General features: G+C 56.1%; 29 protein-coding genes. 25 read left to right on the forward strand and 4 right to left on the reverse strand.

Features of this window, described 5'->3' with window-relative positions:
• Window positions 1-7 precede the first annotated feature (7 nt).
• Together VSQ30_RS00150 and VSQ30_RS00155 are read left to right on the forward strand one after the other, a co-directional pair.
• A complete protein-coding gene (locus VSQ30_RS00150) occupies window positions 8-994 on the forward strand; it encodes an aldo/keto reductase (protein ID WP_334461203.1) in 987 nt (328 codons plus the stop codon).
• Between the two features lie 149 nt (window positions 995-1,143).
• The gene (locus VSQ30_RS00155) at window positions 1,144-2,262 is read left to right on the forward strand and encodes an aldo/keto reductase (protein ID WP_334461205.1); all 1,119 of its coding nucleotides are present in this window, start codon (window positions 1,144-1,146) and stop codon (window positions 2,260-2,262) included.
• Window positions 2,263-2,302: 40 nt separating this feature from the next.
• On the opposite strand, the gene VSQ30_RS00160 is transcribed toward VSQ30_RS00155, so the two are convergent.
• On the reverse strand, window positions 2,303-2,857 hold the full coding sequence (locus tag VSQ30_RS00160; protein WP_334461207.1) for a TetR/AcrR family transcriptional regulator: 555 nt from the start codon (window positions 2,855-2,857) through the stop codon (window positions 2,303-2,305).
• Between the two features lie 314 nt (window positions 2,858-3,171).
• Here VSQ30_RS00160 and VSQ30_RS00165 point away from each other — a divergent pair, with 314 nt between their 5' ends.
• From VSQ30_RS00165 to VSQ30_RS00215, 11 genes are all read left to right on the forward strand, one after another.
• Window positions 3,172-3,462 carry a 4Fe-4S dicluster domain-containing protein gene (locus VSQ30_RS00165; protein WP_334461210.1) on the forward strand — a complete coding sequence of 97 codons (291 nt, stop codon included), beginning with the start codon at window positions 3,172-3,174 and terminating at the stop codon, window positions 3,460-3,462.
• Between the two features lie 19 nt (window positions 3,463-3,481).
• Complete coding sequence (locus VSQ30_RS00170) at window positions 3,482-4,423, forward strand: aldo/keto reductase (RefSeq protein WP_334461211.1); 942 nt, start codon at window positions 3,482-3,484, stop codon at window positions 4,421-4,423.
• A gap of 162 nt (window positions 4,424-4,585) precedes the next feature.
• The gene (locus VSQ30_RS00175; RefSeq protein ID WP_334461212.1) at window positions 4,586-5,893 is read left to right on the forward strand and encodes an IS4 family transposase; all 1,308 of its coding nucleotides are present in this window, start codon (window positions 4,586-4,588) and stop codon (window positions 5,891-5,893) included.
• 27 nt (window positions 5,894-5,920) lie between these two features.
• Window positions 5,921-6,895 (forward strand): aldo/keto reductase, encoded by a 975-nt coding sequence (locus VSQ30_RS00180; protein WP_334461214.1) that lies wholly within the window; start codon window positions 5,921-5,923, stop codon window positions 6,893-6,895.
• Between the two features lie 25 nt (window positions 6,896-6,920).
• Complete coding sequence (locus tag VSQ30_RS00185) at window positions 6,921-7,880, forward strand: aldo/keto reductase (RefSeq protein WP_334461215.1); 960 nt, start codon at window positions 6,921-6,923, stop codon at window positions 7,878-7,880.
• A gap of 59 nt (window positions 7,881-7,939) precedes the next feature.
• Window positions 7,940-9,031 carry an aldo/keto reductase gene (locus tag VSQ30_RS00190; protein WP_334461216.1) on the forward strand — a complete coding sequence of 364 codons (1,092 nt, stop codon included), beginning with the start codon at window positions 7,940-7,942 and terminating at the stop codon, window positions 9,029-9,031.
• Window positions 9,028-9,825: an MBL fold metallo-hydrolase gene (locus VSQ30_RS00195; RefSeq protein WP_334461218.1), complete on the forward strand. Its 798-nt coding sequence runs from the start codon at window positions 9,028-9,030 to the stop codon at window positions 9,823-9,825. Before VSQ30_RS00190 ends, VSQ30_RS00195 begins: the two co-directional genes overlap by 4 nt.
• A 14-nt stretch (window positions 9,826-9,839) precedes the next feature.
• Window positions 9,840-10,910, forward strand: coding sequence for an aldo/keto reductase (locus VSQ30_RS00200; protein WP_334461220.1), 1,071 nt, complete (start codon window positions 9,840-9,842; stop codon window positions 10,908-10,910).
• Window positions 10,911-10,925: 15 nt separating this feature from the next.
• Window positions 10,926-11,288: an S-layer homology domain-containing protein gene (locus VSQ30_RS00205; RefSeq protein WP_334461222.1), complete on the forward strand. Its 363-nt coding sequence runs from the start codon at window positions 10,926-10,928 to the stop codon at window positions 11,286-11,288.
• On the forward strand, window positions 11,230-11,721 hold the full coding sequence (locus tag VSQ30_RS00210) for a hypothetical protein (RefSeq protein ID WP_334461224.1): 492 nt from the start codon (window positions 11,230-11,232) through the stop codon (window positions 11,719-11,721). Before VSQ30_RS00205 ends, VSQ30_RS00210 begins: the two co-directional genes overlap by 59 nt.
• Entirely contained in the window at window positions 11,721-11,936 is a 216-nt protein-coding gene (locus VSQ30_RS00215) for a tail protein X (protein WP_334461226.1), read from the forward strand. The genes VSQ30_RS00210 and VSQ30_RS00215 overlap by 1 nt, the downstream gene beginning before the upstream one ends.
• A gap of 177 nt (window positions 11,937-12,113) precedes the next feature.
• Here the strand turns inward: VSQ30_RS00215 and VSQ30_RS00220 are convergent, their stop codons facing one another.
• Window positions 12,114-12,335 carry a DUF2513 domain-containing protein gene (locus VSQ30_RS00220; protein WP_334461228.1) on the reverse strand — a complete coding sequence of 74 codons (222 nt, stop codon included), beginning with the start codon at window positions 12,333-12,335 and terminating at the stop codon, window positions 12,114-12,116.
• A gap of 30 nt (window positions 12,336-12,365) precedes the next feature.
• Here VSQ30_RS00220 and VSQ30_RS00225 point away from each other — a divergent pair, with 30 nt between their 5' ends.
• From VSQ30_RS00225 to VSQ30_RS00280, 12 genes are all read left to right on the forward strand, one after another.
• Window positions 12,366-12,854 (forward strand): phage late control D family protein, encoded by a 489-nt coding sequence (locus VSQ30_RS00225; RefSeq protein ID WP_334461230.1) that lies wholly within the window; start codon window positions 12,366-12,368, stop codon window positions 12,852-12,854.
• Between the two features lie 14 nt (window positions 12,855-12,868).
• The gene (locus VSQ30_RS00230; RefSeq protein ID WP_334461232.1) at window positions 12,869-13,132 is read left to right on the forward strand and encodes a hypothetical protein; all 264 of its coding nucleotides are present in this window, start codon (window positions 12,869-12,871) and stop codon (window positions 13,130-13,132) included.
• The gene (locus VSQ30_RS00235) at window positions 13,132-13,530 is read left to right on the forward strand and encodes a phage tail protein (protein WP_334461235.1); all 399 of its coding nucleotides are present in this window, start codon (window positions 13,132-13,134) and stop codon (window positions 13,528-13,530) included. Before VSQ30_RS00230 ends, VSQ30_RS00235 begins: the two co-directional genes overlap by 1 nt.
• Window positions 13,531-13,534: 4 nt before the next feature.
• Window positions 13,535-13,858 carry a GPW/gp25 family protein gene (locus tag VSQ30_RS00240; RefSeq protein ID WP_160644609.1) on the forward strand — a complete coding sequence of 108 codons (324 nt, stop codon included), beginning with the start codon at window positions 13,535-13,537 and terminating at the stop codon, window positions 13,856-13,858.
• A 407-nt stretch (window positions 13,859-14,265) separates the two neighbouring features.
• Window positions 14,266-14,826: a hypothetical protein gene (locus tag VSQ30_RS00245; RefSeq protein ID WP_334461237.1), complete on the forward strand. Its 561-nt coding sequence runs from the start codon at window positions 14,266-14,268 to the stop codon at window positions 14,824-14,826.
• A complete protein-coding gene (locus VSQ30_RS00250; RefSeq protein WP_334461238.1) occupies window positions 14,827-15,153 on the forward strand; it encodes a hypothetical protein in 327 nt (108 codons plus the stop codon).
• A 1-nt stretch (window position 15,154) separates the two neighbouring features.
• Window positions 15,155-15,526: a hypothetical protein gene (locus tag VSQ30_RS00255; protein WP_334461240.1), complete on the forward strand. Its 372-nt coding sequence runs from the start codon at window positions 15,155-15,157 to the stop codon at window positions 15,524-15,526.
• Window positions 15,527-15,537: 11 nt separating this feature from the next.
• Window positions 15,538-18,492 (forward strand): DUF6273 domain-containing protein, encoded by a 2,955-nt coding sequence (locus VSQ30_RS00260; RefSeq protein WP_334461241.1) that lies wholly within the window; start codon window positions 15,538-15,540, stop codon window positions 18,490-18,492.
• A 434-nt stretch (window positions 18,493-18,926) separates the two neighbouring features.
• The gene (locus VSQ30_RS00265) at window positions 18,927-19,349 is read left to right on the forward strand and encodes a hypothetical protein (protein WP_334461242.1); all 423 of its coding nucleotides are present in this window, start codon (window positions 18,927-18,929) and stop codon (window positions 19,347-19,349) included.
• A gap of 18 nt (window positions 19,350-19,367) precedes the next feature.
• A complete protein-coding gene (locus VSQ30_RS00270; RefSeq protein WP_160645003.1) occupies window positions 19,368-19,559 on the forward strand; it encodes a holin in 192 nt (63 codons plus the stop codon).
• A gap of 2 nt (window positions 19,560-19,561) precedes the next feature.
• Window positions 19,562-20,539 (forward strand): N-acetylmuramoyl-L-alanine amidase, encoded by a 978-nt coding sequence (locus VSQ30_RS00275; RefSeq protein WP_334461243.1) that lies wholly within the window; start codon window positions 19,562-19,564, stop codon window positions 20,537-20,539.
• Entirely contained in the window at window positions 20,536-20,823 is a 288-nt protein-coding gene (locus VSQ30_RS00280) for a hypothetical protein (protein WP_334461245.1), read from the forward strand. Before VSQ30_RS00275 ends, VSQ30_RS00280 begins: the two co-directional genes overlap by 4 nt.
• A 48-nt stretch (window positions 20,824-20,871) precedes the next feature.
• Here VSQ30_RS00280 and VSQ30_RS00285 read toward each other — a convergent pair whose 3' ends face one another.
• Window positions 20,872-21,306 carry a S8/S53 family peptidase gene (locus tag VSQ30_RS00285; RefSeq protein ID WP_334461248.1) on the reverse strand — a complete coding sequence of 145 codons (435 nt, stop codon included), beginning with the start codon at window positions 21,304-21,306 and terminating at the stop codon, window positions 20,872-20,874.
• Window positions 21,303-23,195 (reverse strand): FtsX-like permease family protein, encoded by a 1,893-nt coding sequence (locus tag VSQ30_RS00290; RefSeq protein ID WP_334461250.1) that lies wholly within the window; start codon window positions 23,193-23,195, stop codon window positions 21,303-21,305. The genes VSQ30_RS00285 and VSQ30_RS00290 overlap by 4 nt, the downstream gene beginning before the upstream one ends.
• Window positions 23,196-23,419: the final 224 nt, after the last annotated feature.

The raw sequence follows: 23,419 nt of genomic DNA on the forward strand, positions 1-23,419 counted from the left end.
AATCAATATGGAAAAGCGTATTTTAGGGAACACAAGCATAGAAATCAGCCCGGTTGGCCTGGGCTGTATGGGCCTCTCCCACGCCTTTGGCACCCCCCTGGAAAAGGCCGAGGCGGCGGAGAAAATCATGGCTGCTTTTGAGATGGGCTACACCTTCTTCGACACCGCCGAGTGCTACACCGGCACCAATCCGGACGGCACTACCGCCTACAACGAGGAAGCTGTGGGCCAGGGTATCAAGGGCTTCCGGGACAAAATCGTGCTGGCTACCAAGTGCGGGGTACGCCATATGGGCGACCACCTGGAGATGGACAGCCGTCCGGAAACCATCCGAAAATCCATTGAGGGCAGCCTTCGCCGTTTGCAGACCGACTATATCGACCTGTACTACCAGCACCGGGTAGACCCCAATGTGGAGCCGGAGGTAGTCGCTGAAACCATGGCACAGCTGAAGAAAGAAGGAAAGATCCGCGCCTGGGGTATCTCCTGCGTGGAGGAAGATTATTTGCGCCGCGCCCACGCCGTATGCCCCGTGTCGGCGGTGCAGAACGTGTACTCCGTCATCGACCGGGACACGGAAAAGCTGTTCCCCGTCTTTGAGGAGCTGGGCATCACACTGGTGGCCTTCACGCCTCTTGCCAAGGGCTTCCTGTCCGGGCGCTACGCGGAGCGGCCCACATTCGACCACCCGGAGGACAACCGCGGAGGGCGGTTCCAGTTTTCGGAGGAAGGGTTCCGGTATTACCAGCAGGCGCTGGACTTGATCCGTGGCATCGCGGAGGAAAAGTCCGCTACTATGGCCCAGGTCTGCCTGGGGTGGATGATCCGCAAAAAGCCCTGGATCGTGCCCATCCCCGGCACTCGCAATGTAGAGCGCATGAAGGAAAATCTTGCGTCTGCCGACGTGGCGCTGGGTGTGGAGGACATCGTAAAAATCGACGAAGCGTTGAACCGAATGGGACTGGCGGACGCGGCGGCAAAAAGGATGAGGTGAGTCCTATCATAAAAGGCCGCCTCTATAAAAATTCCACCCCGCCTGTGGCATAAACCTCTTTTTCTGCCGAAATGTGGTGTACATCCCCATCTTTGCCTGCTATAATTATCCCATAGAAATTCCGGCAAACCAATCAAGGAGGGATACCCATGCAAAAGTTCGGTTTCGGCCTCATGCGCCTGCCCACCGTGGGCGGCCAGTACACACAGATCGACATCCCCGCTTTCCAAGAGATGGCCGACGCTTTCATCAAAGCGGGTGGTACATACTTCGACACCGCCTGGCCCTATCACGGCGGCAATTCCGAGCGGGCGTTCAAGGAGGCTGTAGTCAAGCGCTATCCCCGGGATAGTTTCACCATCACCGACAAAATGCCCATGTACGCGGTCAATACCGCCGATGACCTGCCTAAAATCTTCAACGAGCAACTGGTGCGCTGCGGGGTGGAGTATTTCGATTACTACTGGCTCCACGCTCTGGGCAGCGGCAATTATGAGAAAGTTCAGCAGACAAATGCCTTTGACTTTATCGCCCGTATGAAAGCCGAGGACAAGATCAAGCACATTGGTTTCTCTTTCCACGATGATGCCGGCCTGCTGGAACGCATCCTCACCGACCACCCGGAGGTGGAATATGTGCAGATCCAGCTCAACTACCTGGACTGGGAAGACCCCACTGTCCAATCCGGTAAATGCTATGAGGTCTGCCGGAGGCATGGCAAGCCGGTGATGGTCATGGAGCCTATCAAGGGCGGCAGCCTTGCCAGCATCCCCGAAGAAGCGGATATAATTCTGAAGGAACAGCGCCCGGAGCTGTCCACCGCCAGCTGGGCCATTCGTTTCGCCGCCAGCCAGGAGAATGTGAAGATCGTCCTCTCTGGCATGAGCAATATGGAGCAGATGAAGGACAATCTCAGCTATATGAAGGATTTCCAGCCCCTGAACGAAGCAGAGAACACCGCGCTCCAAAAGGCCACAGAGATCATCAGGGCCAGCATCGCTGTGCCCTGTACCGCCTGCCGGTACTGCGTCAGCGAAGCCAAATGTCCCAAGAACATTGCCATCCCGGACGTGTTCGCCATCTATAACAACCTCAAGCGTTTCAGCGGGCCGCAAGGCATGGTGGCGGCAACCTATTACGCCAACCTCACCGAGAGCCACGGTAAGGCCGGGGACTGCATCGGGTGCGGACAGTGCGAGAAGCACTGCCCACAGCACCTGCCCATCCGGGACTATCTCAGACAGGTGTCGGCAGAGATGGACAAATAACCATACAAAGCGCGAGGCCCGAAAGCCCCGCGCTTTTGCTTTACAGCTTTATCCCATCTACCCCATGGCACACCAGCTGGATAGCCAGTTCTATAATTTCTTCCAGCGGGATCTTCTTGCCGTCGGCCACCCACTGCTTGTAAATGGCCAGGGTGCTTTGGGAGATAAAGGTCATAATGATGTCCTGCCGGAAGGGGTCGCCAGGGCTCTCCGTCCAGGTCTGTTTCATGATGTCGCTGGTGATCCGGCGGCTCACATAGTGGTAGCTGCCCGCGCAGGTGATGCGCTCCCCCAGCCTGCCCAGGCGCTCCTGGGACAGGAAAAACTCCCGGGTGATCTTGTCCATGTCCCGAGGACGCACCATGCCCTCGGTGCGCTTGATAAAGTCCTGGGCCAGGTCGTTCTGAATCTCTCTAAGCAGGTCGTCCAGAGAGTCGTAGTGCAGGTAGAATGTTTTGCGATTGATTTTCGCTCGTTCGGTCAGCTCCTTGATGGACATTTCCTCATAGTCCATCTCGCAGATCATCTCCTCAAACACCCGGCGGATGTTCTCCTTGGTGCGCTGGACGCGCAAGTCCACCTTCTTTTCCGGCATGGTCAGCCCTCCTTTCCACCATTATAATATACACCTGCTAAATATGCAACACCTGACCAATATTTCTCTGATAAAGTTACGCCACATTTTTGCGTGAAGTGTGGCGCAGACAGCAGAAAGCGTGATGAGAGGGACAGCTTACCGGCTGTCTGCCTGAATTTGCCGCTTGCAGCGGCAAATTCCAAAGCAGCACAAGGAGTTACGCCACACTTTCAGAGAAAGTGTGGCGTATGCCCCATTTCCTGCTGAAATGGTGTGTACTTTCCCATCCAGAGCCGGTATACTGAACTCAAAGAAAGTCAGGAGGGTTCACCATGAGGACGAAAACCATCGTGCCTATCACAGCGGAAAAGCTGGCAGGCTGTGGGAGTTGCCAGAAATGCTCCCGGGGCTGTCCTGGGCACATTGATATCCCGGCAATGCTGAAAATATACTGCAAATTCCAAACCGGGGAGAAAGCGGCCCTCCGGCCCATCAAGGACTTCCGTAAGCGCGGTCTGCCCATCGACTGCATCGAGTGCGGGGCCTGCACGGACCACTGCCCCAAGCGCTTTAATGTGCGGGCGGCGGTGAGGGAGTTGGCAATACAATCTATGCTGAGATAATCGGAAAGGGGGTTTCTTTGTGAATTTCAGAAGGCTGGGTCGAACCGGCCTGAATGTCAGTGAAATCGGTCTAGGCAGCGAGGCTTTTGTCAACCGGGCGGAGGGGGAATCTCTGGCGTTGATCCAAGCCGCCATTGGGGCAGGCATCAATTATTTCGACCTGTATAACCCGGAGCCCTATGTGCGGGATGTGCTGGGAAAGGCCATGGAGGGCAGGCGGGAAAAGTTTATTTTGCAGGCCCACCTGTGCTCTGCCTGGCTGGATGGGCAGTATAAGCGCACCCGGAACATGGACGAGGTGAAAGCCGCTTTTGCCGATCTGCTCACCCGTCTTCGCACAGACCACATTGAGGTGGGCATGATACACTATGTGGATCAGCAGAGCGACTTTTCCAGGCTGGACATCGACTATATTGACCTGCTGCTCCTGCATCAGCAGGTAGGCGATTATATGGGCGCATGGAAGGATATGGAAAAGGCCGTGGCCCAGGGTAAGGTGCGGGCAATCGGTCTGTCCAATTTTGAGTCTGAGCGGCTGGAGGAAGTCTGTGAGGCCGCTGCTATCAAACCGGCGGTTTTACAGGTGGAGTGCCACCCCTATTTCCAGCAGGAGGAATTGAAAAAACGATTGGCTCCTTACGGCACAGTGATCGAATCCTGGTATCCCATCGGCCACGGCGACCCAGGGCTTATCAATGAGCCGGTATTTACCGAACTGGCCCAAAAGTACGGCAAAACCAACGTGCAGGTCATTCTCCGCTGGCATATCCAGGCTGGAAACATTATCTTCCCAAAATCCACCAACCCCCAGCATATCCGTGATAATTCTGATATTTTTGATTTTGCCCTGACAGATGACGAGATGGCAAGAATCAAAGCAATCGATAACGGCAAAGGCTTTTACACCGCCACCCTGGAGGAACAGGAACGCAACTTCTCCGGCTGGGCTCCGGCAGACTAAAGGGGGCAAACCATGAAAACCAGAAACTGTGGCAAGCTGACCAATGCCATTAAGTTAAGCATTTTGTAAAAAGATAAAGAAACCGGCAAAAAGCCCTTGACAAAATGAGAAAAATATGCGGCGAAGCCCCTTGAAAAATAAAAACTTCAAGGGGCTTATAAAATGAAACAAACCGCAAAAAACTTACGAAAAAAGCTGCTGTCTCAGGTAAGGAAAATGGGAAAGAATCCCCAAATTTACGCCAGCCGGCCGGGACGGGATTTCACCCGCCGCAGGGCGCTGGATTTTGAAAATATCATTTTCTTCTTGCTCACCATGAGCTGTGAAAGCGTGGGCAAAAATCTCATGAAAGCTTTCCGTTTTCAAGAAAAAACACCTTCTGCCTCCGCCTTTGTGCAGCAGCGGAAAAAGCTTTTGCCTAAAGCCTTGGAGGACTTATTTCACAGCTTTTCAAATTCACTTACCCCCGAAAAGAAGTACCGGGGATATCGGCTGCTGGCAGTGGATGGAACGTCCTTGAAATCATCAGCATACCCTGCAGATTTGCTTTCTTATCTGCCCGGAACAGACCGCCAGCACGGTTGGAACAAGCACCTGATAAACGCTCTTTTTGACTTGGAAAACGGCATTTATACAGACTTAATTGTCCAAAAGGAACACGAGAAAAATGAAGGCAAAGCTCTGTGTGAAATGACAGACCGTTCGCGGATTTCAGAGCCGGTTATCCTTTTAGCTGACCGGAACTATGCGTCCCTGAACAACTTGGCGCATCTGGAAAACCGGGGATGGAAATATGTCATCCGCCTGAAGGAAAGGGATTCGGTTTTTGGTGTAAAACTTCCTTGTTTTCCCGAATTTGATATACCCGCAAGCCTCACTTTGGGGCGCCTCACAAAACGAAAACTGGAAACAAGAAATATCCCTGTTCCGGCAGATTATTATAAGCTTACAAGTCAGCGTGTTTTCGATTTCCTGCCTGTAGAAAGCGTTGGCTTTTACCGGCTTTCTTTCCGTATCGTACGCGTAAATTTCTGCAATGGAAAAACGGAAACCTTCCTGACAAATCTGAATAAAAATCAATTTCCGCCCGAAACTTTGAAAGCTCTTTACGCCAAACGCTGGGGCATCGAAACATCTTTCCGCAGCCTGAAATATTCAGTGGCGCTCATTCATCTCCACTCCAAAATTCCAGAACTTATTTTACAGGAGGTTTTTGCTGCTTTCCTGATTTTTAACTTTGCACAGGCAGCAGCCTGGAACGTGAAGCTTTCCTGCCACAACACAAAACAAAAACAGCGCCTCAATTTTTCCGACGCTGTCTTTGCCTGCTGTGCTTTCTTACGGAAACCTTTTCGAGAACTGGAAGGGTTGCTTTACAGAAAACGCTTTCCGGTAAGGCGGGGACGGGCTTTCCAGAGACCTGTTTCCTCGGGTAATCGGATTTCTTGGTTTTATCTTCCGGCACGATAGCGGGGCTCTTTGGGGGCGCTTAACTTAATGGCATTGGGCAAGCTGACAGTCAGCGAAATCGGTATGGGCTGCATGGGCTTCTCCCACGGCTACGGGCAGATCCCCAGCGAGGAATACAGCATTGAGGCCATTCGAAAGGCCCTGGATTATGGCTGTGATTTCCTGGACACCTCTGAAGCCTACGGCCCCTATATGTCCGAAACCGGGCACAATGAGAAGATTGTAGGTAAAGCCATTAAGGGCCGCCGGGAGGACGTGGTGCTGGCCACCAAGCTCTTCATCGGCACAGGCGAGGCCAGGCGCTCCGCCTATGACGCCATCCGAAAGCATCTGGAAGCGTCCCTTACCCGCTTGCAAACGGACTATGTTGACCTGTACTACCTCCACCGCATCAACCCCGCCGTGCCGGTTGAGCAGGTCGCCGAGGGCATGGGCAGGCTCATAGATGAGGGACTTATCCGGGGCTGGGGGCTGTCCATGGTGACGGTGGACTTCATCGACCGGGCGCACCAGGTAACGCCGGTAAATGCCGTGCAGAACATCTACTCCATGATGGAGCGGGACTATGAGAAGAAGGTCATTCCCTACTGCCAGGAAAATAACATCGGATTTGTGGCGTTCTCGCCTATCGCCAGCGGGTTCCTGTCCGGCAAGGTGACGGCTGACACCAAGTTTGTGGGGGATGATGTGCGCCGCTGGGTGCCTCAGCTGAGTCAGCAGAATCTGGCGGCGAACCAGCCCTTTGTCGACCTGGTGTCCGATATGGCAAAGAGAAAGAATTGTACAAACGCGCAAATCTCCCTGGCCTGGATGCTACACAAATATTCATGTGTGGTGCCGATACCCGGCTCCAAGAATCAGGAGCGGATACTGGAAAATCTCCGGGCCAGCGAGGTCAATTTGACTGATGCGGAGTTCCAGGAGCTGGAAAATGGACTGGCGGAGTTGAAAGTCTACGGCAGGCGCAAGGACGTCAACATGGGTTCGGAGTATATGGACTAATCATAAATTTATCAGGAGGATTATTATGGAAACCAGAATTTTAGGCAAGGATTTGAAAGTCAGCGCCATCGGGCTGGGCTGCATGGGCCTGTCCCACGCCAACGGCGCGCCCACCGAGGAAAACGAGGCTGTCCGCCTGCTGCGTGAGGCTGTGGAGGATGGCTACACCTTCTTCGACACTGCCGAGACCTACGGCTACAAGGAGAACCCTCACCACAACGAAAAGCTGCTGGGCAAGGCGTTTGCCGGTATGCGTGGCAAGCTGGTGGTCGCCACCAAGTTCGGCGTGTGGTTCGACTACAGCGAAAACGAGTACCATCCCAAGCTCAATGTGGATTCCCGCCCGGAGACCATCCGAAAGTCCGTGGACGAGAGCCTAAAACGGCTGAATACGGATTATATCGACTTATACTACCAGCACCGAGTAGACCCCAATGTGGAGCCGGAAACCGTGGCCCAGGTCATGGCGGAGCTGATCAAGGAGGGCAAAATTCGGCACTGGGGCGTGTCCATGGCCAGCGAGGAATACATCCGCCGGGCACACGCAATCTGCCCGCTGACCGCCTCCCAAAATGTGTACTCCCTGATCGCTCCCGATGAATCTTTATTCAGCACTTTCGAGGAGCTGAACATCGGGCTGGTGTCCTGCTGCCCCATCGCCAAAGGGCTGCTCACCGGCGCTTACCGCAAGGGCGAGGAGTTCGAAAATGGGGATTTCCGCAAGGGTTCCGCCTGGTTCAGCGATGAGACCATGGACAAGACACAGCCCCTGATGGACTACCTCACCCGGCTGGGGAAGGAGAAAAATGCCACGCTGGGCCAGCTGTCTTTGGCGTGGATGATTAACAAGAAGCCCTGGATTGTACCCATCCCCGGGACCCGGAAATCCAGCCGCCTGAAGGAGAATGCCGGGGCGGGGGATATCCGGCTGACCGCGGAGGAAGTGGCTGGAATTGACAAGGCGATTGCGGAGATGAACGCATAAATATATCAAATAGAGGCCCTGCTCTGTGCGGGGCCTTTTGTGGAACAGGGAGGACACTCATGCAGAAATTGGGCTTTGGGTTGATGCGCTTGCCTAAAAAGGGGATTTTGACTGACATCACCCAGGTGAAGGAAATGGTGAATCAATTTATGGCCGCGGGCGGCACCTATTATGACACCGCCCACGTTTATCCCGGCTCGGAGCAGGCTGTCCGCAAGGCGCTGGTGGAGCGTTACCCAAGAGATTTGTTCACCTTGGCGACCAAGCTCAACGCCATGATGGCCCCCGGAGAGAGGACCGCGAAAAAGCAGTTTGCCACCAGCCTGGAACGCACTGGGGCCGGGTACTTCGACTACTACCTGCTGCACGCCCTGATGGAGGGCGCTTACACAAAATATGACCGCTGGAAGCTGTGGGACTTTGTCTATGGGCAGAAATCGAAGGGGCTGATCAAGCACTTGGGATTTTCCTTCCACGCTGGGCCAAAACTGCTGGACCAGCTTTTGAACCAGCATCCCGATGTGGATTTTGTACAGCTGCAGATCAACTATCTGGATTGGGAAAACCCGAAGGTCACCGCCCGGGCCAATTATGAGGTGGCCCGAAAGCACAACGTCCCCATTGTGGTCATGGAGCCGGTAAAAGGCGGCGCACTAGCGAACCCTCCAGCGGAGGTAAAAAAGCTGTTCAGCGAATGCCGTCCCGGGATGTCCTCGGCCTCCTGGGCCATTCGGTTCGCGGCCTCCCTGGATGGGGTCATGACGGTGCTCTCCGGGATGTCCAATTTGGCGCAGATGGAGGACAACCTCAGCTATATGAGGGACTTCCGGCCTTTGGACGATACGGAGCAGAAAATCATCCAGCAGGCCCAGCGGATCATGGGCAAGTCGGCGGCCATCACCTGCACCGGCTGCCGGTACTGCGTGGAGGGCTGCCCCAGGAACATCCCTATCCCGGAGATATTTACCGCCATGAATAAGCGGCTGGCAAACGGCCAGGCGGCAGAGACCGAGTCCGCTTACCGGCAGGCAGTGGGCGGGGGCAGTAAGGCTTCTGACTGCATCGGGTGCGGGCAATGTGAGAAGGTCTGTCCCCAGCGGCTCGAGGTGGTGAAACATTTGCGTGGCTGCGCGGAGGTGTTGGAGAAGTGAAACGCAAAATGATCTTTCTTTTGCTGATTCCCATGGTGTTCCTTGCATCCTGCTCCGCGCCCCAGGGGGAGAGGGCGGTATCATCCTCCGCGCCAAAGGCGGAGCAAACGCCTGCCGTAACCTCAGTTCCGGCGACTCCTGTCCCAGCAGAGAGCGCACCTGCCCCCACACCCGACACCAGCCCCGCTGCCCTGCTCTACCAGGGCCAGGCCAGCCTGCGCATTGTCACCAGCGAGGGCAAAGTAATTTACATCGACCCCTACGCCGGGGACAGCTACGATTTGCCCGCAGACCTGATCCTCGTGACCCACGGCCACTATGACCACAGCGCCGTTGAAAAAGTGGAGAACCGCAACCCTGACTGCCAGATCATCACCCATCGGGAAGCCGTTATAAATGGCGAACATCAGACCTTTGACTTGGGTTTTGTGACCGTTGAGGCTGTGGAGGCCGGGTACAACGATTGGCTCGACGTGAACCAGTGCGCCGGTTATGTGCTGACTTTCTCCGACGGACGCTCCATCTGCGTGACCGGCGATACCTCCACAACGGAGCAAATGCCGGAGCTGGCGGAGAAAGAAATCGACTACGCCTTTTTCTGCTGCGATGGTGTGTTCAACATGGGCTTGGAGGAAGCCTCCCAGTGTGCGGAAATGGTTGGCGCCAAGCACAATATTCCCTACCACATGACCACAGACCAGGAGAAGGTGGGCTTTGACCGTGAAATCGCGGAGCGGTTTGACGTGGAGAACCGCATCATCCTGGCCCCGGGGGAAACGCTGATAATCCAATAGGAAAGGATATGTTCATGAAGAAATTACATGTATTGCTTGCTTTGCTTTTGACGTGCCTGTTGCTGGCCGGATGTGCTGGCGACACGTCCCGTACTGTGGAAAGTTCCGAAAGGCCGGAGAGTTCCAGTCAGGCGGCAGCGCCCACTCCTGCCGCTGATAGCAAAATTCCCTCCAGCTCACTGGCGGAAGAAGCGTCTGTGGAACCCGAATCCAGCCAAGCGGAGAGCGAAGCACCGGCAGAAAAAGCTGTGGGTGAATTTGACCTGGAGAGCGGCACGGTCCTGCTCAACAACGGCATTGAAATGCCCATTTTGGGCATCGGCTGTTTCCGGCTGTCCTCAGAGGAAGCGGAGAACTCTGTCTATTGGGCATTAAAGGACGGCTACCGGCTCATCGACACCGCCCGCATTTACGGCAACGAAGATGGTGTGGGCCGGGGGATCCGGCGGGCCATCAACGAGGGATTTGTCACCCGGGAAGAAATTTTCGTCACCACAAAAATGTGGACGTCGGATTATGATGACGGCCCGGCAGCTATCGATGCTTCTTTACAGCGCCTGGGCCTGGATTATATCGACCTGATGATTCTCCATCACTCCCAGCCGGAAAACGATGTTGCCGCATACCAAGCCATGGAGCAGGCTGTGACCGATGGCAAGCTGCGTTCCATTGGCTTGTCAAACTACTACGAGCCGGAAGATTTTGACCGGCTGATAAGCGCCACGACAATGAAGCCTGCCCTGATTCAGAACGAAACCCATCCCTATCACCAGAGCACCGTCATGAAAGAGCACATCGCCCAATACGGCACGGTGATGGAAAGCTGGTTCCCATTGGGAGGGCGGGGAAATACTCAAACGTTGTTCAATGATGAAGCTATCTCAGCTATCGCGGCAGCTCACGGCAAAACCTCTGCCCAGGTGATTCTGCGCTGGCACTTGCAGGCCGGGAACATTGCCATCCCCGGTTCCAGCAACGAGGCGCATATCCAGGAAAATTTTGAGATCTTTGACTTCGCGCTCACTGATGAGGAAATGGCGCGGATGACCGCACTGGACAAAAACGACCGGTTTGCAGACTACTAAAAAGGAGCGGATTCTATGAAAAAAATAATTTCATTTATTTGCGCATTTGTCCTGCTGCTGGGACTCACGGTCCCGGCGCTGGCAGCAGATTTCACAGACGTGCCCACTGGAGCCTGGTATGCGGAGGATGTAGCCTGGTGCCGGGAGCATGGCATCATGAGCGGAACTGGTAGCGCCACATTTTCACCCAATACTTTCATGAGCCGGGCCATGCTGGCGGCGGTGCTTTACCGCGCGGCGGGCAGCCCGGCGGTCACTGGACAGGCAGATTTTTCCGACGTGCCCGCCGGTGCCTACTACCCAAAGCGCTGTGCGCCAGATGGATATGTATGCCCAGGCGGCTATGTCGGCCCGCTCCACCATGCAGGGATACATTGATGGGGCTAACGGCATGGCGGCGTCTGTGCAGGCGGCATACCGCAGTGTGGCCTATGGAGCTATGGCGGCCATACAAGGGGCAATGGCAGGGGGGCTTTCCGTCACCCGGGGCTACGCCTCTGGCACCACAGACGCGGCCCCCGGCTTTGCTATGGTAGGCGAGAACGGCCCGGAACTGGTGTTCTTCCAGGGCAGAGAGCAGGTTTTGAACGCCCGCGACACCGCGGCCTTGCAGGCCCGTCCCTCCCTCAGTGCCCTGCCTGCTTCCTCCGGGGGCGGGGAGCCTGTGGTAGTGCAGATTTACTTCCAGATAGAGGGCAATGCCACCCCTGACACCGTCCAGCAACTGCGGCAGTACGGGGATGAGTTTGTGGCCCAAGTGCGCCGGGTGATGGACGACTATGCCCGGGATATGGCAAGGAGGCGGTACTGATGGCAAAAACATACACCACCGTGCAAGGTGACATGTGGGACAGCATCGCGTATAAGGCCTTGGGCAGCGTGAACCTCACAAACAGGCTTATGATGGCAAACCGCCGGTACCTGCACCTGTATACCTTCCCGGCGGGCATCGTGCTGGACGTGCCAGAGATAAAACCGGAAAGCGTATCGGAAGGTTTGCCGCCTTGGAAAAAATCTAGAAGGTAGGAAGGAATATCATGTGGGTCATATTTTTTAGTATAACCACAGTGATCTGCGCAATAGGGTGGCTCACCCGATACATTTCCTGCGCGGCCTTGCTGTGGTATTTGACAGAAAAAGCAATCCCTGCGCCATCTCACGAAGAAATGAAGCAGAGGTGTGCGAGGGCGGTATCGCATTGGGTCAATGATTTGCTTTGCCGGAGAAATAGGCGCTGATACCTGCGGAAGTAACCCCTTCCGCCACAGCACTGATTGCCGCAAGCGAATAATTGCGGACAGCATCAAGTCCGTTTTTTACCTTTTTCCACTGTCCTGAATCGCGTATTTGGGCAATGAATTGATGTCCCTTTGGCGTCAAATCAAGGATAATCATCATGCCGGAAGATTGCTTTCTTCCCTCCACAACAAGTTCATCCTCTACACAGTACCGCAAATGATAGAGGATGCTACCCTGGTTTTATTTGACCAGCGGGAATACGAAAAGCAGCCGCCTGCTGCCACCATCCGCAAAGGGGGCGGGGATTATATTTCCTACCGGTTTTCAGCGACCTCAGCAGGGACGCAGTATGATTCCTGCCGGGTAAGCTATACAGACCCGGCGACGGGAAAGGTCATAGAGGGCATTGCTAAATCAGGGGATTACGACGAAGAAGCCAAGAACCACAAGCGGCTGGAGATAACCGCCAGGGTAAAGAGTGCAGGCGAGGCCCAGGCCCTGGCGGAAAACCACCTGCGGCTTCATAACAAATTTGCCAAGACGGCCCGGTTCTCCCTTCCAGGCGACTCCGGCATGGTGGCCGGGGTGACGGTGATGCTGGAGGGCTGGGCTTCCTTCGGTGGGAAATACCTGGTGAGCAGGGCGGTGCATACGGTAAACGCCAGCGGCTACACCACAGACATAGAACTGCGCAAGGTACTGTAAAGGAGGCAGGCCATATGGATATAAGTACTCTCATTCAGACCGGCATTGTGGAGGCCGCAGACCCCGGCCCCCGCCGCGCCCGGGTAAGGTTTTCAGAGCAGCACTCAGGCTGGCTGTACGTGCTGCAGCACCCAGGGGCGAAAGTCACTGTGGAAGCAGCGGACGGACACACCCACAAGGCGGCCCTGGGGGAGTGGATGCCGAAAGTCAATGAACAGGTGCTGGCTGTGTACCTGCCTGTAGACAGTGGCGACGGCTTTATTCTGGGGGTGGTTTGATGGTGGTGGGCTGTTTGGGGGATATCATCTTCCAGGTATCGGAGGAAACCACAGAAACCCTGCAGGGGACAGAATGGAGCGGAGAGGCCAGGTACGCCGTGCACCAGCGCCACCTGCAGAACGCCCTCACAGAGTTTACCGGGATAGAGCCGGATAAAATCAGCTTTTCCATGCAGCTTACTCCCTTGCTGGGGGCGGACATCATCGGGGAGCTGGTGAAAATCTGGACCTATGAGCGCTCTGGGGAGGCTGTGCCCCTGGTAATCGGCGACAAGCCCTACGGCAAGTACCGCTGGAACATCCTCAAGCATAGCGCCAAGTACGAGGAAAGCGATGTCTGGGGCAACCCCCTGCTGGCAGTCGTGGACGTGGAGCTGCAGGAATATCTAAGGAGCTGATGCCATGGGATTTCAAGTAAGCGCCGCAGACCTGGGGAACATCCGCCTGAACGAGCCGGAGGCCGTAAACGCCGTACTGCAAAATATCGCTTTAGTGCTGGCAACGCCTAAAGGCTCGGTGCCTATGTACCGGGATTTCGGCTTATCCCAGGAATTTGTGGACAAGCCCGCCCCGGTAGCAAAGGTGCTGATGATAGCCGGTGTGCGGGAGGCCATAGAGCAATGGGAACCCCGGGCGGTGGTACAGAACATTTCTTTTTCCGAGGATCCGCTGGAGCCGGGGCGGCTCGTGCCCAAAGTGGAGGTGGAGATCCATGTGGAAGAATAGGATTTGACAAAATCCAACAGGATGGTATAATAAAAACGCTCCCAACGGGGAGCAAACGCAGCTTTGCGTTGGAGGACGCTGTATACATAAAAGGCGGTTAGCCCATCCCCGACAGAAAGGGGGTGGTACATTTCCCGGAGTTTTACACGAAGGGAGGTGGCGCGTATGGGACAAAAACTGCTGCGTTTTGCAGTGTGTTTGGTATTGACAGCCTTGCTGCTGGTTTACTTAGCCCCAAAAGCGTGTTAGCCGCCCGGCTTGCCCCCGAGCGGCTAACTTCATGTTAGTCAAACTTTAGGGCTAACCGCCATGTGACAGCGCCCTCTTTATATTTATTATACCACATGCTCCGGCTTTGTCAAGAACAAGGCCGGGGCTTTCATTTTTACGCAAAGCAAGGTGAGAGCATGAGGAACCCTGAATACCAGTTTGCAGACACCAGTGCGGAAGCCATTGTGGCTCGGCTGGTGTCGGATTATGAAAAAAACACGGGCGCCGCTGTGCAGCCCGCCAGCCCGGAGCGGCAGATTATACAGTGGGTAGCCAGCATCCTGGTGCAGGAGCGGGTGCTGATGAACGTCATTGGCAACCAGAACATTCCCAGCCGGGCCGAGGGGGAGAACCTGGACGCACTGGCCCAGCTTTTAAAGCTTCAGGGGAGGCCCCAGGCCCAGCCGGCAGTGTGTACCCAGCGCTTTTATATCTCAGAAGCCCAGCAGAGCGCTGTGCTGGTGCCCCAGGGCACGCGGGTAACCTGCTCTGGCGGGCTTATCTGGGAGACAGTGGAGGACGTGTATATCTGCCCTATGCACAAGGCCCGGGCTTTGGCAAACGCCTATTACTGGAACAGGCTGTACCGGGCCAGGGGGGAAGGAAAGCGTTTTCAAATCCATGTCCCCAAAGACTGGGCGCTGGAGATACTTCCGGAAGAAGAATGGGAACTGCTGAAAAGATTGGAGGAAAAGTAAATGTTTACAGTGAAATTGGGAACAGGGAAAACCTTTGAAGCCGCCGCAGCAGAGGAAGCCTATGGCGCGGTATACGGCGGCAGCCCCCGCCTGACCCTGCGGCTGGAGGCCTCCCCCGCCCCCCGCGGCCTAGACTGGTATCTGGGCCTGCTGGAGGAAGAAGGGGCTTTGGATACGGTAGCAGTAGCGGCAGGGGGCAAAGACTGCCTGGAAGCCCAGGGGTACACCCAGGTGGTGGAGCTGACCCAGCGCCTGCTGCCCACAGGGGACAAGCACCTGTCCCTGGTGCTGTGCAAGCCTGCGGCCCAAACAGGGGAGGAAGCCTGAGATGCCCCGGCCCAGCTATGCCCTGGATCCCCAGCCCCAATACACAGAGGAGGTGCCTGCTTTGCTGGACAGCGACCCTGCCAGCGCCAGCCGCACCTTCAACCCCCTGATTGTGGCGGTGCTCAACAACATCAAGGCGGTGAAGCTGCTGGCAGAGGGACAGGGGGCAGAGTACGAAAAGCTGTCAGGCAAGGCAGACCGGGCAGAGCTGGCGGCCCTCACCAGCGATTTCGCCCATCTGGTGTTCCAAATGCACCTGCGGGACCTGCTGGACGCCCAGGGGCTTGACTTTGTAGAGGCCCAGGAGTTCGATGGACCCGGGGCGCTGGAGCTGCTGCAGGGCCGGTTTGAAGCCGGGAAAGCTTATATCTAGGAGGCGGGAACATGGCAAAAACACTTCTCATGCTCAATGTGGGGGATAAAGTCCGGGACCCGGAAAGCCTCTGCCTGGGGGAGCCTGTGGCCTGGCAGGTGGCAGACCTGCTCCACCAGGGGTATCCTGCGGGCAGCGTTACCCTGTGCAGCCAGTACCAGGTGGCACTTTACGCCTTTGACGCCTCGGAGCCGGACAGCGAAAATACAGACCGCCAGGTGCAGGGGAATAACCGCTACAGCCTATCGAATATCCGGAGCTGGCTTAACAGCGAATCCCTCTCCGGCTGGTATGCCCCGGCCCATAAAGCAGACGCACCCCCAAAGGCGGGGGCTGTATCTGCAAACCCTTACGCGCTGGCCCCCGGCTTTATGGGCGGCCTGTCGGAAGGGTTCCGGAAAGCCGTGCAGCCCACGGAGCTGGTTGTGGCAAAGTGTGCGGCGGACGGCGGGGGCAGCGAAACCGTGAAAGACCGCTTTTTCCTGCCCTCCAACACAGAGATTGGTGTGGCGAACCAGAACGGCATAGCCGAAGGGGCGCGCCTTGCCCTGTTTACAGGCGACGCCGCCCGGCAGCGGTGCGTGTCCGCCTCTGCCGCGGCCGGCAGCACCTATGAGGATACCCCCTACGGGGAAACCCAGCCCTGGCCCTGGCGCACCCGCACCCCGGTGGCAAACACTGCCGGGCAGGTGTGCACGGTGCTGGGCAGCGGCCAGGGGAATGTCAGCTTCCCTGCAAACCAGGGGGGCAGCATCGGGCTGGTGGTGTGCTGCAATCTTGCGGGAACTGTCCGGGTGTCGGATGAACCGGATGAGGATGGGTATTACACCCTGCTGTTTGACGCGCCCCCGCCCCGGAAAGCGGGAGAGCTGCTGGCAGGCGACCTGCTGCAGGTGCGCTTGGGCGGCAAAGACAGGCTGATGGCTGTAGTCCAGCAGGGGAAGCCCTCCGCCCTTTACAGTGAGGAATGCGATGGCGCCTGGTGCATGGCCCTGGACGGGGTGGAAGCGGAGAGCATGCCTGCTGAAATGTACAGCGGGGCGCCCGGGGGCAAGCTGAACCAGAAATATGCCTGCATGGCGGATTTCACCCTGCGCCCCTATATCCGGCGGGCAAAGCTGCCCCATATCAGCAGCACAGGCAACGCCGTCTCCTCCGGGGCAAACGGCTATAGCGCCTCCTGCTTCCTGCTGTCCGCCATTGAAACAGGCATAAGCCAGACCTATAAGGACGGCGCTGCCCTTGCTTTCTTCACTGGGGCCGGGGCGGCCCAGCGGCGCATCTGCCGTGTGGACGGGGAGCCGGCGGACTGGTTCACCCGCACCATGTATTACAGCTCCGGATGGCGGAAACACTTCGTAAAAGCCAATGGGGCACTGGGCAATTATACCAGCTCTGCCGCCGTATCCCATATTGTGCGGCCCTGCTTCATTCTCGGCCCGGAAACGCCCCTGCGGGAGGGCCGGGGGGAGGATGGGAGCTGGCGCCCTGCGGCCCAGCGGGGGACAGTGCCCCTGAAAGATCTGTCCATCTTTGACAAAATAAAAGACCCGGACAGCAGATATCTGGGCAGTCCCATTATCTGGCAGGTGGCGGGCATAAACCATGAGGGCCATCCCGCCGGATCCGTAACCATCCTGTCCCAGCGCCTTTTGTGCGCCAAGCCCTTTGACGGGGCCGAGCCGGGCCTGCCTAACGGCAATCCCCGGTATGGCTACTCCAACATCCGCCAGTGGCTGTGCAGCGCCGCAGGACCGGGCCAGTGGTATATGCCCCAGCACGTTTCAGACAATCCGCCTGCGGGGGCCAATGCCTACGCCCCTTACGGCAACGCCTATGACGGGGAGGCTGGGTTTATGCATGGCCTGTCGCCCTCCTTCCGGTCGGCCCTGCTGCCCATAGCGGTTACAGCCGACCTGGGCGCCGGGGTGAGTCAGACGGAGCTGCTGCGGGACAGGCTCTGCCTGCCCTCCCCCACAGAGCTGGGGCTGGGAAACCTTCCGGCAGAGGAAGGGGCGCCCCTTGCCATCTTCCAGAACGCCTGGAACCGGGAGCGGTGCTTCACGCCGGAGGGCCTGGCCGCGAACGCTTCCTCCTCAAAGCCCGCGGACATTGAACCCCCCTGGCGGTTCTGGCTGCGGGCCAGCGCGTCTGCCAGCGCCGTCTACCAGGCAAGCAGCAACACGTATACCAGCGAGCCGCCTTACTATGGGCAGGCGGGCGTCCTTCCCATGGGGTGCCTGCCTGGGGAATTGACGGTATCCAATATGCAGGATAAGGACGGCTGCTTTGTGCTGGTGTTTAACCAGCGGCCCGACGCGCCCCGGATTTCCTCGCCCCAGGCAGGCCAGCGGGTGAAAACCGGCTTTTATCTGGAGTTCCTGCCTGCCGCCGACGCGGAGGGGGACGCGCAGTTCTTCCAGGCGGAAGTGACCCCGGATCCTTCCTTCTCTTCCGGGGTGTCGCGCTTTACAGAGGGGCTGGAAAAGTGGGACGGCACAGGCTGGCAGCCCGCCCAGGCGGCGGGGGAAGGAGACGCGGGCGCCCTGTTCCGCCTGCCCATTGCAGGCCTGCCCTTAAACGCGGACTTGTATGCCAGGGTGAGCGCTACGGATCAGGCTGGCAGCAGCTATGCCGCCTATTCCGGCATTGTGCCCCTGCGCACCGGGGATATCCTGGAGTTTAAGACCCTGCCTGCCCGGCGTGCCCAGCGGCCCCGGTACGTGTTCCCCCTGCTGTCCACGTCCATAGACCCCCAGGCGCGGATAAAGATTCTGGCCTGCAACAATGGGGACGACGCCCTGCCTGCGTGGGAGGACTGCACGGAAGCCTATGAGAAAAGGGAAACCTGGCAGTTCCAGAACCAGCACAAGTCTGCCGGGCAGTGGGCTGTGCGGCTTCATGTCACCATAGAGGCCCGGTCTGCCACCGGGGAAATATCTGTGCGGGCTGTGGGCCTGGGCTGAGCTGAGGTTTGACAAAATCCAACAGCACAGCTATAATAAAAAGTGCACCTTCAAAAAGAGGGGCAGGCGCACATTTGCGCCGGAGGACGCTGTATACATAAAAGGCGGTTAGCTCACTTCCTCATAGAGAGGAGGTGGTACATTTCCCGGAGTTTTACACGAAGGGAGGTGGCGCGATATGGGAAAAGAACGCTGGATGAAAATCCTGCGGTTTGTGCTGATACTGCTGGCGGTAGCAATACTGCTTGCTTACATAGCACCCATAAAAGCGTGTTAGCCGCCTGACTGCCATCCAGACGGCTAACAAATTGTTAGACGATTCTTGAGGGCTAACCGCCATGTAGCAGCGCCCTCTTTATCATTATTATACCACACGCCCCGGCTTTGTCAAGAACAAGGCCGGGCATTTATTTTGCGGGAAAGGAGGTGAGGCCATGCAGTTAAGCCAGATTTTCGCCTGGGGCGGCGGAGGGATATTCCTGCTGCTGACCCTGGTGCAGGTATCGCCCGTCAAAATCAATCCCTGGTCTGCGCTGGCCCGACTGGTGGGCAGGGCTATCAATGGGGACGTGCTGGACAAGCTGGGCAAAGTAGAAACCCGGCTGGAAAAGCACATCCAGGCTGACGACGAGCGGGACGCGGACATGCACCGGGCCAGGATTTTGCAGTTTAACACAGAGCTGCTCCGGGAGAAAAAGCACACAGAGGAAGATTTCAATGAAATCTTCTACAACATCAACTGCTATGAACGCTATTGCCGGGAGCACCCGGACTACCAGAACGGGCGGGCTGTCCATGCCATAGCGAACATAGGCCGGGTCTATGATGACCGGCTGAAAAAACACGATTTTTTATAATCAAAGGAGGAAGCTGTTATGACAAAAAAATGGTGGAAAGCAGCGGGGATTCGGGCCGTTAAGACTGTGGCCCAGGCGGCAGTGGCGGCCATCGGCACCACGGCCATGCTCTCAGAGGTGGACTGGCTGGTGGTGGGCAGCACAGCCCTTCTCTCCGGGGTGCTGTCGCTCCTGACCAGCATCGCGGGCCTGCCGGAAGTGGAGGGATGAGTATGGCGAACCGTATCAAGAACTGGATAACCAAAATCAGCCCATTCCGCAACAGCCCCAGAAATCATGCGATTGACACCATCACCATTCATTGCGTGGTGGGGCAGATGAGTGTGGAATCCCTGTGCAGCCACTTCCAGGTTGCAAACTGTAGCTGCAACTGGGCTATCGGCTTTGACGGCAGAGTGGCGGAGATTGTGCCGGAGGGGGACAGGTCGTGGTGCTCCTCCAGCCCCGCAAACGACCACCGGGCCGTCACCATCGAGTGCGCCAGCGACGCGTTCTATCCATACGCCATTAACGCCAACGTTTGGAAAACACTCATTGACCTGTGCGCGGATATCTGCCAGCGCCACAACATAAAAGAGCTGAAATGGATGGGGGACAAGGGCCTCATCGGGCAGGTTGGCTTGCAGAATATGACGGCGCACCGCTGGTTTGCCAACAAGTCCTGCCCCGGGGATTACATCTATAACCGGCTGGGGCAGATTGCCAAAGAGGTCAACCAGAAGCTAAGCGACGTTCCTGCCGGGCCTTTTAAAGCCTATCAGGGCCAGGTGAACGCAGATGCTGGACTCAATTGCCGGACAAGTCCTGTAAACGGATCAGTCCTTAAGGCTTACCCGGACGGCACGGTGCTGACTATCACCCAAGAGCAGGGCAATTGGGGCTTTTGCGGGGAAGGCTGGGTATGCCTCGATTACATCAATAAAATTGCGTCCGCAAAGGACGAGCCTGCAAAGGAGGATGCTATCATGGAAGGAAAACAGTTTAAGAAGCTCTTCGACGAGATGCGCCAGCAGTGGCGCGACAACGACGCCAGCGATTACAGCAAGGAGGCGCGGCAATGGGCCGTAGACAGCGGCTTGGTCGTAGGCGGCAGCACGGAAGAATTCAACGGGATGTGGGAAGATTTGATGACCCGGGAGCAGCTGGTGACCGTGCTGTACCGGTTCGCGCAGCTGATGGGCAAGGCATGAGAAAGCGCGACTTCTCCAAGCAGCTCATTTCCGATATCCGCTGGCTTCTCTGGGCTGTGACCATCGGGGGCCTGCTGCTGGCCGGGTACTGCATCCGCCAGGGCTATACAGGCTCCCTGCCCTGGCTTTCCGCTATGGTAGGGCTGCCCTGGTCGGCCCACGGCGTGGTGTGTTCGTTCTATCTGAACATGGCCAAATCTGACCACAAGGAGGGCGGCATCACCTTTGAAGCTGCAAAAAACACGAATTTTGAGAATAACAGCGGGGACAGCCCCGCAATTTAGGAGGTTAGCAGCATGAATGATTTTATCGCAACTCTTTTACAGGCTGTCTTACACAAGCCGAATATCATTAGATGCTGAAGCGAATACGAGCGTTTTACCACGCCAACGGTTCAAAAAAGGCAGCATTTTTTTGGCATACAGCCGGTCAAATATTCCCACGCTCATGGAAATTATATCTGGTTGAATAATGTCACAATATTCAAATGCCTTCAATAAAAGGGCCAGTGAATTTTGTCCTGTAGAATTATGTATGGAAATATGTATAAACCTGACATTCTCCAAGATTCCCTGTTCCAGAGATGTTTCAATCAGTAAAGCCATGCAAATTGTTCCATGGCTGATGGGCAAAGGCCCTGAGGGAACATAATCCGTATTTTGGTTGAGCAGCGTCAAATTTTTTGGAACACGTCCTGCCAGTGCGGAAAGCACTGCCAAATTGATCGGGCCGTCAATCAGGCATATTGTTTTTCTCTCTGATTTCATAGGCCCTGCTCTTTTCCGTTTATGAACAGAATGGGATCCATCTTCAAGTTTCGGTTTACAAACAAAATGGATAAAAATACGGTAATCCCCTGTAAAGCCAGGGCCACAGAAACGGCGCGAAGGGCAGAAGCCGCGCTGCCATTGTGCTCACTCGTTAAAGGCAGGGAACCCCCCTCACGCGTCCAGGTGCTGTACTTTGTGCTGAATATGGGTTCTGTTTCCCTGGATGAGTATTCCTCCGACGCGGAAGTTAAGGCCAGGCTGCCCATTGCCCCTAATAAGGTTCCGGCTATGCAGATAGCCATAATTCCTGACACCAATGAAATCCGGCACTGCCGTTTTGTCATGCCCAGGCTGGTTTCAATGGCTGTGCGCCGAGCCTGCTTGAGGATAAAGAAATACAGCATCAGCATAAGTACGGTCAGCGCCACCGCCGCAGCTATGAAAAAGAGAAGGATGGAGGTGGTCTTCATCTTTGTAAGGTTTGCGAGGATCTGGGCGTAGCCCCCATCTTCAAAATTCACCTCAACCCTGCTGTGCTCCGGTACATTTTCCTTCAGGGCCTGCAAAAATTTCTCAGTTGTCCCATTCGGTATGGTAAAGGAGGTGGTGGTGTGCAGCATGGGGCCCGTCTCGCTTACAGAACCTGTATCAGAAGCTTTTACAGAATTAGCGGGGATAATCAGCAGTTGATCGGAAAGCTCTATTGCCTCCCGCGGCGCATTATATACGGCAGCAGAAAAGTAGGCGCCCACAATTTCATATTCGCTTTCCCAGAAAATCGGGTACATTTCCCCGTTCTCATTTACCAGATTCATCCGGGAGTAGTACAGCACGCCATCCCCGCCATATTCCATGCGGGGAGAAAAGCGGTAATCCGCATAGTACAGGGAGAGGGATATCCTGTCCCCTATTTCAAGGTTCTGTTTTTGGAGGAAATCCGTGGAAACCATGCAGACCTGTGCCCCGCTGTCAAATTCCTCCTGGGAGATTTCACGGCCGTGCTGCACATTGGCCTTTCCGCTATGAAAAGATGGAAGAAGCTTCAAGCTGCCGGTTGGCAGAACCGGGAAAGTATATCTTTTCCGTTCGATGGCTTCCGCCAGCGCTGTCCAGCTTTTTCCCCGCTCCGTCTCATAAAATCCATCCGTCACTTCCGCATAATAAGGGGGAGCAGAGTTTGGGTGGCTGCTCAGCGGATAGGGCAGCAAACTGCATTCAGAAAGCAAAGCCTGCGTATCTTTATGCGTAAAGGTCACACTGGAAGAAAGATATCCGATGTAGGTCTTGCCAGCCTCCAATTCTTCCGGTTCTCTGTTATAGTGGTCGCAAATGTACACTTCATGGCTGCTGGACTGTCCCCGTCCAGCCAAAACACGCCCCACCTCCGCCTTGAACGGCGTCCCCGGCTCTGCTGTTTCCAGAGGGGTAAACTCCCAGACCGAAAGAAGGGCGGTAACGGGCTGGGACTCTTTTGCCTGCGGAATCCACGCACCATAATAGGGCCGCTTCTCAGGGCCAAAGAGGTACTCCGCCTCTGGGAAATCCAAATCTGCCAGGGAAATGCCCTCTGTTTCCGGTTCTTCCAGACCCGGCCAGAATTCTTCTATATACCCTGCTGTTTTATCCAGCTTTTCATAGTCCGCGTTCAGGTCAAAGACCGGATATATCCCGGCGCTCCATATCTCTGTTTGGGGAAAAGTGTCAACCCCTTTTTGCTGAACGGTTCCCAGAGTGGTAAAGCTTTCCTCTACCGTCTGAATCTTTTCGTCGGTTGAAATCCATAGCTCCAGACTTACTGCCAGCAGCAAAGCTGCCGCGCAGGAAAGCAGAAAAAACACGGCTGTCTTTCCTGGCGTCCGAAATAACTGCTTCAAGCTGTTTTTCATGTCTTATCCGCGCTCCTTCTGCCCCGGTTATGTGGAATTAAAAACGAAAGCGGGGAACCAGGCTTCCCTGATCCCCCACGCCGAAGCCTTGTGGCTTTAGTAGTTCACAGTCTGCATACCAGGAACAACGGCTGTGTCCAGCGACAGATAGTGCCTGTTATTGCTACATCCTGTGTAACAAGGTGCTGCACAAGGGCAAGCAAACTCATGCACTGATTGTGCTG

Source organism: Acutalibacter sp. JLR.KK004, assembly GCF_036941085.1.
Classification (GTDB): Bacteria; Bacillota; Clostridia; order Oscillospirales; family Acutalibacteraceae; genus Acutalibacter.